Source organism: Devosia sp. CAU 1758, assembly GCF_054482695.1.
Genome location: NZ_JBTLRJ010000004.1, coordinates 451,074 through 465,897 on the forward strand (window position 1 = coordinate 451,074; position 14,824 = coordinate 465,897).

The following is a 14,824-nucleotide window of genomic DNA, read 5'->3' on the forward strand; positions in this document are numbered from 1 at the left end:
CCTGGACGATACTATTCGCCGAGGCGTTGACGAGTGCCTTACCATCCCGCCTATGTGACCGTTTGGTAAACGCGGCGGAAACGGCTCAGTCAGCCACTTCTTCAAGTTCGATCAGCGTGCCGTTAAAATCTTTTGGATGGAGGAACACGACCGGGCGGCCATGGGCGCCGATACGGGGCTGCCCATCGCCCAGCACCCTTGCGCCATCAGCCTGGAGTCGGGCAATGGCAGAAGCAAGGTCGGGCACTTCGAAGCAGAGATGATGCATGCCGCCCGCCGGATTTTTGGTGAGGAAGGCGGCAATGGGGGAGGCTTCGCCCAGCGGTTCGAGCAGTTCGACCTTGGTATTGCCGGTATCGATGAAGACCACGGTGACACCATGCTCGGGCAGCGCCTGTGGCGTGCCCACCACGGCGCCGAGCTGGTCGCGATATTTCCCAGCGGCGGCCGCAAGGTCGGGCACGGCAATGGCAATGTGATTGAGGCGACCGATCATCGATTGCTCAGCCTTCCCTCAATCTCGTTGAGCACTGAAAATGCCGCGTCCAGCACATTGGTGCCGGGGCCGAAAATGGCGGCGACGCCCGCCTCGTAGAGGAAATCATAGTCCGGCTCGGGAATGACCCCGCCGACAATGACGGTGACCTCACCCAGTTCGCGCGCATTAAGCGCCGCGATCAGTTCGGGCACCAGCGTCCTGTGCCCGGCGGCGAGAGATGACACGCCCACCGCATCCACTTTCATCTCTTCGGCATGGGCTGCCACTTCCGGTGCGGTTTCGAAGAGGTCCCCCATATGGACCACAAAGCCGAGGTCAGCGAAGGCCGATGCGATGATCTTGGCGCCCCGGTCGTGCCCGTCCTGGCCCATCTTTGCGATGAAGATGGATGGCGCCCGGCCGCGCGATGCCTTGAAGGCAGCGACCCGGTCAGTCACTGATTTCAGTTGCGGATCGTCGCCATAGCCCCCGGCATAGACGCCGGAAATCACCTTGGTGATGGCGCGATGGCGCCCGAAAACATCTTCCATGGCCAGGGAAATCTCGCCCAGAGTGGCGCGGGCGCGGGCGGCCTCGATAGCCGCTTCGAGCAGGTTCCCCTCGTCCTTGGCCGCATATTCGCGCAGGGCGGCCAGCATGGATTGGCACCCGGCCTCGTCGCGCGTAGCGCGGATGCGCTCCAACTGGGCGATCTGTTCGGCGCGCACCTTGGCATTGTCGATCTGGCGCAGCTCGATCTCTTCCTCGGTCTCGACCCGGTAGCGGTTCACCCCGACGATGACATCCTCGCCCCGGTCCACCCGCGCCTGCCGGATGGCCGCGGCCTTTTCGATGGCGAGCTTGGGCCCGCCCGACTGCACGGCAGCGGTCATGCCGCCCAGCGTCTCGGCCTCGTCGATCAGGGCGCGAGCGCCCTTGACCAGTTCGGCAGTCAGCGCCTCGACATAATATGAGCCACCCAGCGGATCGACCACATCGGTGATGCGGCTTTCATGCTGCAAGATGAGCTGGGTATTGCGGGCAATACGGCTCGAAAATTCGGTCGGCAGCGCAATGGCTTCGTCGAAGGAATTGGTGTGCAGGCTCTGCGTGCCACCCAGCGTTGCCGCCAGGGCCTCGATGGTGGTGCGCACGATATTGTTGTGCGGGTCCTGCTCGGTCAGCGATACGCCCGAGGTCTGGCAATGGGTGCGCAGCATTTTGCTGCGCGGGTCCTTCGCGCCAAGATCGGTCATGATCTGGCTCCACAGCTGACGCGCGGCGCGCAGCTTGGCCACCTCGAGGAAGAAGTTCATGCCGATGCCGAAAAAGAAACTCAGGCGCCCGGCAAACGCATCGATATCGAGGCCCCGCTTCTGGGCGGCGCGCACATAGTCCATGCCGTCGGCCAGCGTATAGGCCAGCTCCTGCACTGCCGTCGCCCCGGCCTCGTGCATGTGGTAGCCGGAGATCGAGATGGAGTTGAATTTCGGCATGTGGCGGGCGGTGTGGGCGATGATGTCGCCGACGATCCGCATGCTGGGCTCGGGCGGATAGATATAGGTGTTGCGGACCATGAACTCCTTGAGGATGTCGTTCTGGATGGTCCCCTCGAGCTGGTCCTGGCGGACGCCTTGTTCCTCGGCGGCGACGATGAACATGGCCAGCACCGGGATGACCGCGCCATTCATGGTCATGGAAACGCTCATCTGGTCGAGCGGAATACCCTCGAACAGCACCTTCATGTCTTCCACGCTGTCGATGGCGACGCCCGCCTTCCCCACATCGCCGACCACGCGCGGATGGTCGCTGTCATAGCCACGATGGGTGGCCAGGTCGAAGGCGACCGAAAGCCCCTTCTGCCCCTTTTCCAGCGCCTGCCGGTAAAAGGCATTGCTTTCCCGTGCCGTGGAAAAGCCGGCATATTGGCGGATGGTCCAAGGGCGATTGGCATACATGGTCGCCCGCACGCCCCGGGTGAACGGCTCGACGCCAGGGATTTCCGAGTTCTCGCCGAAATACACCGGCTGCACGGGAATGCCGCCATAGTCGCGTTCAAGCGAGGCCAGCGGCGTGTCGCGGAGTTCGCGCTGGGCAAGGGCAGCCCATTTCTCCTCTTGCTCGCTCATCACACCGCCTCGAATTCGAGCATGACCTGATCCACTGCCAGCACCGCGCCGGGCACCACATGCACCTTGCTCACCCGCGCCCGTTTTTCGGCCTTGAGCACATTTTCCATCTTCATGGCTTCGACAATGGCCAGCGTCTGTCCGTCTTCGACCACATCACCCTCGCTGACATCGATCCGCACCACCTGGCCCGGCATGGGGCAGAGCAGAAACTTGCTCATGTCGGGCGGCACCTTGATCGGCATGTGCTTGAGATATTGCGCCACATGCGGCCGCAGCACGAGCACCTTCATGTCGGCGCCGCGATAGCGGATGCGGAAGCCGGAGGTGGTGGGATTGACCTTGAGCACGGCCAGTCCGCCGCCCGACCATTCCAGCCGCGCCAGAGTGTCGCCCGGCTGCCAATGCAGATGCGCCGCCTGGCTGCGCCAGCCCATGTCTACGAGCGTTTCCAGACCCTTCTGGTGCAGGGTCACGGTTTCGGCCTTGTCGCCAATCTGCACATGCCACTGGCTTTCCGTCTCGGCCCCAAGACGGCGCTGCTCGCGGCGCGCCATCAGCAGCGCGGCGGCGGCCACCACATCGGCGTGATGCGTCTCGCTCAACTCAGCACCGGAAAAGCCCTCGGGAAATTCTTCGGCAATATAACCCGTCGTCAACCGTCCCTCGCGGAAGCGCGCCTGGTCCATGACGGTGGAGAGAAACGGCAGATTATTGCCCACGCCTTCCACCTCGAATGCGTCCAGCGCCACCGCCATGGCATCCACGGCGTCTATGCGCGTCGGCGCCCAGGTACAGAGTTTTGCAATCATCGGATCGTAGAAGGTGGAAATCTCGCCACCCTCGAACACCCCGGTATCGTTGCGCACGACCAGCTTATCCGTCGCGCTCTCCGCCGGAGGGCGATAGCGCGTCAGGCGCCCGGTCGAGGGCAGGAAATTGCGATAGGGATCCTCGGCATAGAGCCTGGACTCAATGGCCCAGCCGTTGCGCTGCACTTGCGCCTGCGTCAGCGGCAGTTTTTCGCCGTTTGCCACGCGCAGCATGAGTTCGACGAGATCCAGCCCGGTGATCAGTTCGGTCACCGGATGCTCGACCTGCAGCCGCGTATTCATCTCGAGGAAGTAGAATTTGCGATCCTTGTCGACGATGAATTCCACCGTGCCGGCGCTGGTGTAGCCCACCGCCTTGGCCAGTGCGACCGACTGTTCGCCCATGGCCTTGCGCGTCGCCTCGTCGAGGAAAGGCGAGGGCGCCTCCTCGATCACCTTCTGGTTGCGCCGCTGGATCGAGCATTCGCGTTCGTTGAGGTAGAGCACATTGCCGTGGCTGTCGCCGATCAGCTGGATTTCGATATGCCGCGGCTCGGTGACGAATTTTTCGATGAAGATGCGATCATCGCCAAACGAGCTTGCCGCCTCTGACTTGGAGCGCTCAAACCCCTCGCGGGCTTCCGCGTCGTTCCAGGCAATGCGCATGCCCTTGCCGCCGCCGCCCGCCGATGCCTTGATCATCACCGGATAGCCGATGGATTTGGCAATGGTGACGGTGTGCTCGGCGTCGTCGATCAGGCCCATATGCCCCGGCACGGTGGAGACGCCCGCTGCGGCAGCCAGCTTTTTGGAGGTGATCTTGTCGCCCATCGCCTCGATGGCTTTGACCGGCGGTCCGACAAAGATGATCCCGGCAGCGTCCAGCGCCTCGGCGAATTTTGGGTTTTCGGACAGGAAACCGTAGCCGGGATGCACCGCCTGCGCGCCGGTGGATTTGCAGGCGGCGATGATCTTGTCGATCTGGAGATAGGAATCCTTGGCCGGCGAGGGGCCGATATGGACGGCCTCGTCGGCCATGCGCACATGCAGCGCCTCGCGGTCGGCATCGGAGTAAACCGCGACGGTGGCAATGCCCATGCGCTTGGCGGTCTTGATGACCCGGCAGGCAATCTCGCCTCGATTGGCGATGAGGAGCTTGGTGATCATGGTGTGGCTCCTCACAGCGGAATGTTGTCGTGCTTCTTCTTGGGCATAACCGACGTCTTGTGTCGCAGTGTCGAGAACGCCCGGATCACGCGCCTTCTTGTTCCATGCGGCATGATCACGTCGTCGATGAAGCCGCGTTCGGCGGCGACGAAGGGGTTGGCGAAGCGCGATTCGTAGTCGGCCGTGCGCTGGGCGATCTTTTCCTTGTCCGAGAGTTCGGAGCGATAGAGGATTTCCGTCGCGCCCTTGGCGCCCATGACGGCGATTTCGGCCGAGGGCCAGGCGTAGTTGACGTCGGCCTTGATGTGCTTTGAGGCCATCACGTCATAGGCGCCGCCATAGGCTTTGCGGGTGATGACGGTGACCAGCGGCACCGAGGCTTCCGAATAGGCGAACAGCAGTTTGGCCCCATGCTTGATGATGCCGCCATATTCCTGCGCCACGCCGGGGAGGAACCCCGGCACGTCGACAAAGGTCAGGATGGGGATTTCAAAACTGTCGCAGAAGCGGATGAAGCGCGCGGCCTTCTTGCTCGCATTGATGTCGAGGCACCCCGCCAGCACCAGCGGCTGGTTGGCGACGACGCCCACTGTGTTGCCATCGAGTCGAATGAAGCCGCAAAGGATATTGCCGGCATGGTTCTTCTGGATTTCGAGGAAGTCGCTCTCGTCGGCAACGGTCTCGATCACTTCGCGCATGTCATAGGGCGTGTTGGCGCTGGCCGGGATGATGGTGTCGAGCTTGTCGTCGCGCCGGTCTATGGGGTCATGCGTCGGAATGCGCGGTGGTTTCTGCCCGGCCGCCAGCGGCAGATAGGAAAAGAGCCGCCGCACTTCGAGCAGGGTCTCGATGTCATTGGCAAAGGCCGCGTCGGCCACCGAGGAAATCTTGGTGTGCGTCGACGCCCCGCCCAGCTCTTCCTGGGTGACGCTTTCATTGGTGACGGTCTTGACCACATCCGGTCCGGTCACGAACATGTAGCTCGTGTCCTCGACCATATAGATGAAGTCGGTCATCGCCGGCGAATAGACCGCGCCGCCGGCACAGGGCCCCATGATGACCGAAATCTGCGGAATGGCCCCCGAGGCCTGCACATTGCGCCAGAACACATCGGCATAGCCGCCCAGGGAGGCCACGCCCTCCTGGATGCGCGCCCCGCCGCTGTCGTTGAGCCCGATGACCGGCGCGCCATTCTGCATGGCGAGATCCATGATCTTGCAGATCTTCTTCGCATGCGTCTCGCTCAGGGATCCCCCGAAGACCGTGAAGTCCTGGCTGAACACATAGACCAGCCGCCCCTCGATATTGCCCCAGCCGGTCACCACGCCATCGCCGGGATAGATTTGCTTTTCCATGCCGAAATCCACCGCCCGGTGGGTGACGAACATGTCGTATTCTTCGAACGAGCCGGGATCGAGCAAGACATCGAGCCGCTCGCGCGCCGTCAGCTTTCCCTTGCCATGCTGAATGTCGATGCGCCTTTGCCCGCCACCCAGCCGCGCCTCGGCGCGCTTGCCTTCAAGGGCGGTAAGAATCTTCTGCATGGCTCGGGCCTCCACTGCCTCTTGTTTTTGACCGGACAGTCAAATCCGAGATTGGCGGGACTGGACCAAAAAGGCAAATGGCTTCCGCGCTATGTGCCAGAATCAGGCCGGATCAAACGCCGGCCCATGCCCCAGCGCCGGCTTCATCCCGGCGGCAAAACGTTTGGCGTTCTGCACATAGCGCTCTGCCGACGCGGCTAGACTCGCAACGCCTTCGGCGTCGATCTCGCGCACGACCTTGGCCGGCGCCCCCATCACCAGCGAATTGTCGGGGATGATTTTGCCCTCGGTCACCAGCGCATTGGCGCCGATCAGGCAGTTCTTCCCGATCACCGCGCCGTTGAGCACGGTCGCGCCCATGCCGATCAGCGAATTGTCGCCAATGGTACAGCCGTGGACGATTGCGGAATGACCCACGGTAACATTGTCTCCGATCATAAGCGGAAAGCCCCTGTCGGTGTGCAGCACGCAGTTTTCCTGCACATTGGTGCGCGCGCCGATGGAAATGGGCTCGATATCGCCCCGCGCCACGACGCCAAACCAGATGCCCACCTCGGGGCCGACCGATACATCGCCGACCAGCACCGCGGTCGGCGCGATCCAGCCGACATTCTCGTCGATCCGGGGCGCAACGCCATCGAGGGCAAAAATGGGCATGGGTTCTCTCCCTGAGCTTACGGCTTGATGCCATATGCTTCGCGCATCTGGGCGATTTCCGAAAGCGTACTTTCGAACAGGGTCCAGTCGTCGCGTTCGGCAATCGGCGCCCAGATGGCTTCCATCTCCTCGATCAGCATGCTGCGCGGTGTTTCGCGGGCGAAATAGGCGTGATCGAGATTGACCTCGTCAGCGGGACCATAGGCTTCGAGCAGGTCGGCCATCGGCCGGAAGGCGTCGGTGGTATAGTGCGCAGCCGAGGGGCTTTTTGCTGCTCGCTCTGCGCTCAAGACCCCGCCGCGCCAGTCGAAGAAGAATTGTTCATAGGGAGATTTGCTGGCCGCGAGAAACCCGAACAGCGTGGTGACAAAGGCCCCATCCTGTTCCACGCCGCGCGGTTTGAGACCCAGCCGCCGCAGCATCTGTCTTGGCAATTCTTCGCGGAAAACCGGCCACACACTATTGAGGGCCGGTTCGAGCTTTTCGATTGAACTGAGGGGCAGGAGGCATTCGGCCAGCCTGGTCAGGTTCCAGGCAAGGGTGTCGGGCTGGCGGCCAAAGGCATAAAGCCCAGTCTCGTCGAAATAAGCAGCGGTGAAAGCGGGGTCATAGTGTGGCAGGAAGCGCCACGGTCCATAGTCGAAGCTCTCGCCGGTAATGTTGATATTGTCGGTATTGAGCACGCCATGCACGAAGCCGGCAGCAATCCACTGTGCCCCGAGCCGGGCGACGTTTTTCACCACCGCTTCGAGAAAGGCCACCGCCTTGTCCTCGACATCGATGAGCGCCGGATAATAATGCGCTATGCAATGATCGAGCAGTTTTTGCAGGTTCTCATTGTCCTCCAGATAGGCCAGTCGCTGGAAGGTGCCGATGCGGATATGACTGTGGCTCAGCCGGGTCAGCACCGCGGAACGGGTGGGCGAGGGCTCGTCGCCGCGATAGAGCTGCTCTCCGGTTTCGACCAGGGCGAAGCTTTTGGAGGTATAGACGCCTATCGCCTCCAGCATCTCGGTGGCCAGCACCTCGCGCACCCCGCCCTTGAGCGTCAATCGTCCGTCGCCGCCGCGCGACCAGGGCGTCTTTCCGGTCCCCTTGGTGCCAAAATCGAGCAGCCGACCATCCTCCGGGTCCATGCATTGGGCGAACAGAAATCCCCGTCCATCCCCTAGTTCCGGATTGTAGGAGCGGAATTGATGGCCGTGATAGCGCAGCGCCAGCGGCTCGGGCAGCGAACCGGGCAGGGGTTCGAAGCGTCCGAAATGGCTGAGCCATTGGGTGTCGCTCAGCCCGCCCAGCCCGATTCGTTCGGCCCAGCGCTGGTCGCGGTGGCGCAAGATAATCTGGGGGAAATCGGCAGGCGCGACGCGGTCGAAAAAATCGTCGCCCAGCAATTGGTGGGTCTTGGCGGGAGCAAATTGTGTCATGGTGGCGCAACGCTAGCAGAAGCCATTTCGTTCGTCGCGGCTGCAACCCCGCTCTGCGCTTCCCCGTCTGGCGATTGCCGCCAAATCGGCCTATAGAAGCCCGGATGACACTTCAATCTCTTGCCGCTCCCGCCACGATCCGTCTGGCTCCCTTCGAGGCCGCCATATTCGACATGGATGGCACCTTGCTCGATACCGAGGCGGTGTTCCGCGATATCGTCTTCGATGTGTGCACCGAGCTTGGCTTCGAGATGACCCATGACGTACACCGCTCCATGGTCGGCTCCAGCCATGAACGCACCAGCCAGTTGCTGATTGAAGCCTATGGCGTGGCTTTCCCCTATTCGCTGTTCGACGAAAAATGCCGCGTCATCATGCGTGAGCGCAGCCATGGCGGCGTGCCGGTCAAGGCCGGCGCGGTCGAGTTCATTACCGAATTGCGCGCTCGCGGCATTCCCACGGCGGTCGCCACCTCCTCGCGCCATCCCCATGCCGAGCATCACCTCAATGCGGCCGGCCTGCTCGACCTGTTCGAAACGGTGGTGACGCGCGACGACGTGGTCAATCCCAAGCCGCATCCCGAACCCTATCTGCTGGCCGCCGAACGGCTGGGCGTTGGGCCGACGCGATGCCTGGCGCTGGAGGACAGCCATTCGGGCGTCCGGGCCGCCCATGCCGCCGGCATGCAGACCATCATGGTTCCCGATTTGGTCGGTCCAAATGACGATATTCACGCCCTTGGCGTGTTCATCATGGATAGCCTGGCCCATGTCCACTTGGCGGCCTTCGAAGCCGAATAGCGATCACGTTTAACCATTCGCCGAAATCGTTAAACCTTTATCCAATCGGGTAAGGCGCGGTTCAGCACGACCAAACCATGGAAATTTCTAGGGTTTTCCTGGGCCTTCGGCTCCGTTAACTGTGCCTTAAGTCGCTAACAGCTATGGTTAACCAGCAGTAAATTTCGACTTCCATCCTGCCGCTGCCTTGGCTAGTGTGCGGCCGGGAAGTGCGGAGACTTTGGTAAACAGAGTCTCTGGATCAGAAGGCCCACCGGCAGTACCGGATGGGCCCAGGGGTAAGGACTACGCATTGAGACCTGGCTGGCAGCAGAACATCACGCGAGCCGTTTCGTCCGTGCTGGCGCTTGGTGCCGCCGCGCTCGTGCTGCTGGTGACGCTATCGCCGGCCCATGCCGAAACCGACCTTGCCCTGCCTGTGTCCATGCCCGCCGAAGTTTCTACGCTGCGTCTGCAACCGGCCCTTGGACCGAAAGCCGTGCCGCTGGCGCCCGGCCATCAACCCCTGACGCCGGCCCTGCTTGCCAATTATGTAAAGCGCCAGCAGCAATTGCGCTCGGTTGACGTGACCCCCTCCGGCCCGCAGCCCGAACTGACCAGCGACCTGCTGATGGGCTATATCGGCCGTGGCTCTCTTGAGAGCGGCAACACTGCCCTTACGGCCATTGCCAGCTTCACCCAACCGTCGCCTCGTGCACTGCCTTCCGTAACCAGCGACCTGCTGGCCTCCTATGTCCAGGCCGGTTATCAGCCGACCGAGCGGCGCGTTGAGATCGCCAATGGCGAGCGCGAATGCTTGGCCCAGGCGATCTATCACGAGGCGCGCGGCGAAACGGCCACCGGCCAGATGGCCGTGGCCAACATCATCGTCAATCGCGCCCGGTCGTCCAAATTCCCCGGCTCGCTCTGCGGCGTGATCTATCAGAATGCCGACAAGGGCCGCTATCGCTGCCAGTTCACCTTTGCCTGTGACGGCCGCGATGACACGCCGGGCGAACGTCGCGCCTGGGCCCGATCGCAGGACCTGGCCAAGCAGGTCTATGCCGAGTTCGCCCTGGGCGAGGATATCGGCGTGCTACCCGGTTCGGCGCTCTACTACCACACCACAGCCGTTCGCCCGTCCTGGTCCAACACCTTCAGCCGCGTCGCGACGGTCGATAGTCACATCTTCTATTCACCGAACTGAGAGCCGGGCCAAAGGCAAAATCGTCCAGTGGACCGATTCTAGGCGAGCAGGCGATGAGAGCTATGCTCGACGGGCGAAGCACCGGAGCGGTGAGTACTTCAGAGGGCGCCACTGGCGCCCTTTGTGTTATCTGCGCTAGCACTGCCGCACATCCGATGCCGTCCTCGGACTTGATCCGAGGACCACTCGCACCAGGCAGCACGTTGGGAATGGTCCTCGGATTCAAGTCCGAGGCGCCATGGTGCGTGCGAAGAGCGGTCTATTCCGCCGCCAGTTGCAGCCGTGGGCCGGCTTCAGCATTGGCCTCCGGCCCGAACTTTTCAAAATTCTTGCGGAACAGAGCGACCAGCTTGGTGGCCTGGGCGTCATAGGCGTCGCCATCGGCCCAGCACTGGCGCGGATCGAGCAGGCGCTCCTCGACGCCGGGCACGCTCATCGGGACCTCGAAGCCGAACAGCGGGTCAAAGCGCATGTCGACATGGTCGAGCGCGCCATCCAGCGCGGCACTCAGGAGGCGCCGCGTCGAGGCGATGTCGATGCGCTTGCCCATGCCATAGGCGCCGCCGATCCAGCCGGTATTGAGGAGCCATGCCTGGGCGCCGCTTTCCCTCAGCCGCTCTGCCAGCATCTGGCCATAGACTGTGGGGTGCAGCGGCATGAAGGGGGCGCCAAAGCAGGCCGAGAACGTCGCCTGCGGCTCGGTGACGCCGCGTTCCGTGCCGGCCACCTTGGCAGTGTAGCCCGAAAGGAAATGATAGACCGCCTGTTCGGGCGAGAGCCGCGCCAACGGCGGCAAGACGCCAAAGGCGTCTGCGGTCAGAAACACCACGGTCTTCGGCGTCCCGCCCACACTGCCCCTGGCAATCGACGGCAACACGTCGATGGGATAGGCCGCGCGGGTGTTTTCGGTCAGCGACACATCCTCGAACACTGGCATATTGTCGGCATCGAGCACCACGTTTTCCAGCACCGTCCCGAAGCGGCGCGTCGCGGCGAAGATTTCTGGCTCCGCCCTGGCGCTCAGATTGACGGTTTTTGCATAGCACCCGCCCTCAAGGTTGAAGACGCCATTGCGGCTCCAGCCATGCTCGTCGTCGCCAATCAGCGGGCGGTTGGGATCATTGCTGAGCGTGGTCTTGCCGGTGCCCGAGAGGCCGAAGAACAGGGCGGCCTCGCCCTCTGGCCCCAGATTGGCCGAACAATGCATGGGCAATACATCCTGTTCGGGGGCGTGGAAATTGAACAGCGAGAAAACGCTCTTCTTGATTTCCCCGGCATAGCGCGTCCCGGCGATCAGCACGATGTTGCGGCTCATGTCGAGAGCGATCACCGTTTCGCTTCGACTGCCATGGCGAGCCGGATCGGCCTGGAACAACGGCGCATGAACGATTGTCACTGGCGCTGCATGGTCCGAGGCCGGGATGCCGTCATTGCGGCGAATGAGCAGGTTCTGGATGAAGAGGGCATGCCAGGCGCTGGGGGTGAGGACGGTCACGTCGTACTGGTATTGGGGGTCTGCGCCTGCCAACAGATCCTGTCGGTAAAGCGCCTGTCCGCCCAGATGCTGCTCGATATCGGCCAGCAGCACATCGAACGCGTCTGGCGTTATCGCGCCCGCATTGTCCCACCAGACCCTCTCCGCCGTCAGCGCGTCGCGGACAATGAACTTGTCCTTGGGCGAGCGGCCGGTAAAAGCACCGGTTTCCACCGACAGCGCGCCATCCGCGGTCAGCCTGGCGCCGCCCTGGCCAATGGAAGCGGCAACCAGTGCAGGGGCAATGGCGTTATCGCTCAGCGACAAGGCAGCATCCGCAATTCTGGTCCTGAGGTTCATGTGATTGAACGCCGGCATCGCTATCACTCTCCATTTTGCCGCCCATCCAGGGTGGCGTGATAGAGTTCAAAATAGAGGTGGGGTGAGGCGCGCAGCCATCCCGAAATCGGTCGTACGACGGAAGTCTCATCGGCACGAAATAAGCGCCGGTACTGGCGCAAACGCCGTCCGCGCCTTATTTAGTACGTAATTGTCGCCTGCAAAGTCGCTCAACGGCGGGCCGGAAACCGGGCCACGCCAGAACCAAGCAAGCGTCACGAGAAGAAAGGCAGCTCATGCCAAAGATCGCCCTGGTGGATGACGACCGCAATATCCTCACCTCCGTTTCCCTCACCCTGGAAGCGGAAGGATATCAGGTTGCGACCTATACCGACGGCGCTTCGGGGCTCGAGGGTCTGACCACTGACAAGTGCGACCTGGCCATTCTCGACATCAAGATGCCCCGCATGGATGGCATGGAACTGCTGCGGCGCCTGCGGCAGAAATCCGATGTGCCGGTGATCTTCCTTACCTCCAAGGATGAGGAAATCGACGAGTTGTTCGGCCTTAAGATGGGGGCCGACGACTTCATCACTAAGCCGTTCAGCCAGCGCTTGCTGGTGGAACGGGTCAAGGCGATCTTGCGCCGCTCGGCCCCGCGCGATCCTTCCGCCACCGGCACGGCTGGTGGGGAGGCAAATCCGGGCAAGGCACTGATCGAGCGCGGCGCGCTGGTTATGGATGAAGAACGCCACACCTGTACCTGGAAGGGTCAGCGCGTGACCTTGACGGTCACAGAATTCCTCATCCTGCAGGCGCTGGCGCTGCGGCCCGGCGTCGTTAAGTCGCGCAATGCGCTGATGGACGCGGCTTATGACGACCAGGTCTATGTCGACGATCGTACCATCGACAGCCATATCAAGCGCCTGCGCAAGAAGTTCAAGGCGACCGATGACGACTTCGAGATGATCGAAACGCTTTATGGCGTCGGTTATCGCTTCAAGGAGCAGTAAGGACCTTCGTGGCCACGCTCGACCCGCATGCTGGTGAGCACGATTCCAGGACGGAATCCGCTCCGGCCGATAGCGCATCGCGTTCCGGCCGGCGGCGCTGGCGTTTGGTGTTGATGCCGCTGTTCAAGCTGGGCGACGCGATCCGGCGATTTGTCGACTTTACTATCTTTTCGAGCCTGACCCGCCGCATCGTTGTGCTCAACATGGCAGGCCTCCTGGTGCTGGTGGTGGGTATTCTCTATCTCAACCAGTGGCGCGCCGGGCTGATCGATGCACGTGTGCAATCGCTTCGCGTCCAGGGCGAGATCATCTCGGCAGCCATCGCCGCCTCGGCCACGGTGGACAGCGACATCATTTCCATCGACCCCGACCGGCTGCTGGATGCGCAATCGGGCAGCATTTCGCCACTGTCCTATTTCGATCCGACGCTGGAATTTCCCATCAATCCCGAGCGGGTGGCGCCCCTGCTGCGCAATCTCATCACCCCCACGCGCACCCGCGCCCGCATTTACGACGGGCAGGGCCTGCTGATCCTCGACAGCGAGAATATCTATGCGCGCGGTGAAGTGCTGCGGCAGGCCATCGATACCTCTAAGACCGGCCAGTTCTTTCTCCTCGACTGGCTCAACGCCATCATCACTTGGGCGCCCGGCGGCAATTATCCGACCTATCAGGAATACCAGGCCGACGAGGGGACCCGCTATCCAGAGGTCGCCTCGGCCCTGCAGGGGGCTCCCGCCGATTTCGTGCGGGTCGATGCCCAGAACCAACTGGTGGTTTCGGTCGCCGTGCCGGTGCAGCGGCTGCGCGCCATTGTCGGCGCCATCCTGCTTTCCACCGAGCCGGGCGATATCGATTCGGTGGTGGCGCAGGAGCGTTGGAGCATATTGCGCATCGCCATGATCGCCGCCGGCGTGCAGGTTGTGCTTTCCCTGCTGCTGGCCGGCACCATTGCCGGGCCGATGCGGCGCCTTTCGGCCGCCGCCGAGCGGGTGCAGACGGCAGGCGATGCGCGCGCCGAAATTCCCGACCTGACCGATCGCCCCGATGAGATCGGCCACCTCTCCGATGCCCTGAGACGCATGACTGACGCGCTCTATAACCGTATCGAGGCCATCGAGCGCTTCGCCGCCGACGTAGCGCACGAACTCAAGAACCCGCTGACCTCGCTGCGCTCAGCCGTGGAAACTCTGCCGCTGGCCAAAAAGCCCCAGGACCGCGAGCGCCTGACCAATATCATCCAGCACGATGTACGCCGGCTCGACCGCCTGATCACCGACATTTCCAGCGCCAGCCGCCTTGATGCCGAACTGGCACGCGAAAGCGCCGAGCGGGTCGACGTGGAAAAATTGGCCGAGGCCATGGTCGCGATCCAGAAGGATATTGCGGCAGGCCGCGACGTTGCCGTGGTCATGGGCAAGCGGTCCGGGCGCGGCACCACCCTGGTCAATGGCCATGAAAGCCGGCTGGCCCAGGTCTTCGCAAATCTTATCGACAATGCCGTCTCGTTCTCGCCGCCAGGCGGTACGGTGACCCTTGCCGTCTCTACCGAGGGCGAGGGGATCACCATCACTGTCACTGACGAGGGGCCGGGAATCACCGGCGATGTCAGCCGCATCTTCCAGCGATTCTATACCGACCGTCCCGAGACCGAGAGCTTCGGCAATCATTCGGGCCTGGGCCTGTCGATCTCCAAGCAGGTCGTGGATGCCCATAAGGGCCGGATTCGCGCCCAGAATCGCTCGGACCGATCCGGTGCGATTTTTACAATTGTGCTGCCGCGGGCCCGCAAATAGAC

Annotated in this window: 11 protein-coding genes; 4 read left to right on the forward strand and 7 right to left on the reverse strand. The window is 62.5% G+C overall.

The window, feature by feature from the left end; genetic code table 11:
* Positions 1-85 precede the first annotated feature (85 nt).
* From mce to ACXYMS_RS15735, 6 genes are all read right to left on the reverse strand, one after another.
* Positions 86-496, reverse strand: coding sequence for a methylmalonyl-CoA epimerase (gene mce / locus ACXYMS_RS15710; RefSeq protein ID WP_458907755.1), 411 nt, complete (start codon positions 494-496; stop codon positions 86-88).
* On the reverse strand, positions 493-2,607 hold the full coding sequence (gene scpA, locus ACXYMS_RS15715) for a methylmalonyl-CoA mutase (RefSeq protein WP_458907756.1): 2,115 nt from the start codon (positions 2,605-2,607) through the stop codon (positions 493-495). The genes mce and scpA overlap by 4 nt, the downstream gene beginning before the upstream one ends.
* Positions 2,607-4,586, reverse strand: a complete 1,980-nt coding sequence (locus tag ACXYMS_RS15720) for an acetyl-CoA carboxylase biotin carboxylase subunit (protein WP_458907757.1) — start codon at positions 4,584-4,586, stop codon at positions 2,607-2,609. The genes scpA and ACXYMS_RS15720 overlap by 1 nt, the downstream gene beginning before the upstream one ends.
* Before the next feature lie 11 nt (positions 4,587-4,597).
* Positions 4,598-6,130, reverse strand: a complete 1,533-nt coding sequence (locus ACXYMS_RS15725) for an acyl-CoA carboxylase subunit beta (RefSeq protein WP_458907758.1) — start codon at positions 6,128-6,130, stop codon at positions 4,598-4,600.
* A 102-nt stretch (positions 6,131-6,232) separates the two neighbouring features.
* Entirely contained in the window at positions 6,233-6,787 is a 555-nt protein-coding gene (locus ACXYMS_RS15730; protein WP_458907759.1) for a gamma carbonic anhydrase family protein, read from the reverse strand.
* 17 nt (positions 6,788-6,804) lie between these two features.
* Positions 6,805-8,214, reverse strand: coding sequence for a protein adenylyltransferase SelO (locus ACXYMS_RS15735; protein ID WP_458907760.1), 1,410 nt, complete (start codon positions 8,212-8,214; stop codon positions 6,805-6,807).
* A 104-nt stretch (positions 8,215-8,318) separates the two neighbouring features.
* Here ACXYMS_RS15735 and ACXYMS_RS15740 point away from each other — a divergent pair, with 104 nt between their 5' ends.
* Complete coding sequence (locus ACXYMS_RS15740) at positions 8,319-9,014, forward strand: HAD family hydrolase (protein ID WP_458907761.1); 696 nt, start codon at positions 8,319-8,321, stop codon at positions 9,012-9,014.
* A 292-nt stretch (positions 9,015-9,306) separates the two neighbouring features.
* Positions 9,307-10,200, forward strand: coding sequence for a cell wall hydrolase (locus ACXYMS_RS15745; RefSeq protein ID WP_458907762.1), 894 nt, complete (start codon positions 9,307-9,309; stop codon positions 10,198-10,200).
* A gap of 259 nt (positions 10,201-10,459) precedes the next feature.
* Here the strand turns inward: ACXYMS_RS15745 and pckA are convergent, their stop codons facing one another.
* Positions 10,460-12,052, reverse strand: coding sequence for a phosphoenolpyruvate carboxykinase (ATP) (gene pckA, locus ACXYMS_RS15750; RefSeq protein WP_458907763.1), 1,593 nt, complete (start codon positions 12,050-12,052; stop codon positions 10,460-10,462).
* A 257-nt stretch (positions 12,053-12,309) separates the two neighbouring features.
* Between pckA and ACXYMS_RS15755 the strand changes: the two genes are divergently transcribed.
* Both ACXYMS_RS15755 and ACXYMS_RS15760 read left to right on the forward strand, forming a co-directional pair.
* On the forward strand, positions 12,310-13,026 hold the full coding sequence (locus ACXYMS_RS15755; RefSeq protein WP_458907764.1) for a response regulator transcription factor: 717 nt from the start codon (positions 12,310-12,312) through the stop codon (positions 13,024-13,026).
* A gap of 113 nt (positions 13,027-13,139) precedes the next feature.
* Entirely contained in the window at positions 13,140-14,822 is a 1,683-nt protein-coding gene (locus ACXYMS_RS15760; RefSeq protein ID WP_458907816.1) for a stimulus-sensing domain-containing protein, read from the forward strand.
* Positions 14,823-14,824: the final 2 nt, after the last annotated feature.

Bases quoted from the DNA above. Each gene is read 5' to 3' on its own strand.
- ACXYMS_RS15740 (WP_458907761.1), top strand. From the start codon at position 8,319: ATGACACTTCAATCTCTTGCCGCTCCCGCCACGATCCGTCTGGCTCCC.
- pckA (WP_458907763.1), bottom strand. From the start codon at position 12,052: ATGCCGGCGTTCAATCACATGAACCTCAGGACCAGAATTGCGGATGCT.
- mce (WP_458907755.1), bottom strand. From the start codon at position 496: ATGATCGGTCGCCTCAATCACATTGCCATTGCCGTGCCCGACCTTGCG.
- ACXYMS_RS15720 (WP_458907757.1), bottom strand. From the start codon at position 4,586: ATGATCACCAAGCTCCTCATCGCCAATCGAGGCGAGATTGCCTGCCGG.
- ACXYMS_RS15755 (WP_458907764.1), top strand. From the start codon at position 12,310: ATGCCAAAGATCGCCCTGGTGGATGACGACCGCAATATCCTCACCTCC.
- ACXYMS_RS15760 (WP_458907816.1), top strand. From the start codon at position 13,140: ATGCCGCTGTTCAAGCTGGGCGACGCGATCCGGCGATTTGTCGACTTT.
- ACXYMS_RS15730 (WP_458907759.1), bottom strand. From the start codon at position 6,787: ATGCCCATTTTTGCCCTCGATGGCGTTGCGCCCCGGATCGACGAGAAT.
- scpA (WP_458907756.1), bottom strand. From the start codon at position 2,607: ATGAGCGAGCAAGAGGAGAAATGGGCTGCCCTTGCCCAGCGCGAACTC.
- ACXYMS_RS15725 (WP_458907758.1), bottom strand. From the start codon at position 6,130: ATGCAGAAGATTCTTACCGCCCTTGAAGGCAAGCGCGCCGAGGCGCGG.
- ACXYMS_RS15735 (WP_458907760.1), bottom strand. From the start codon at position 8,214: ATGACACAATTTGCTCCCGCCAAGACCCACCAATTGCTGGGCGACGAT.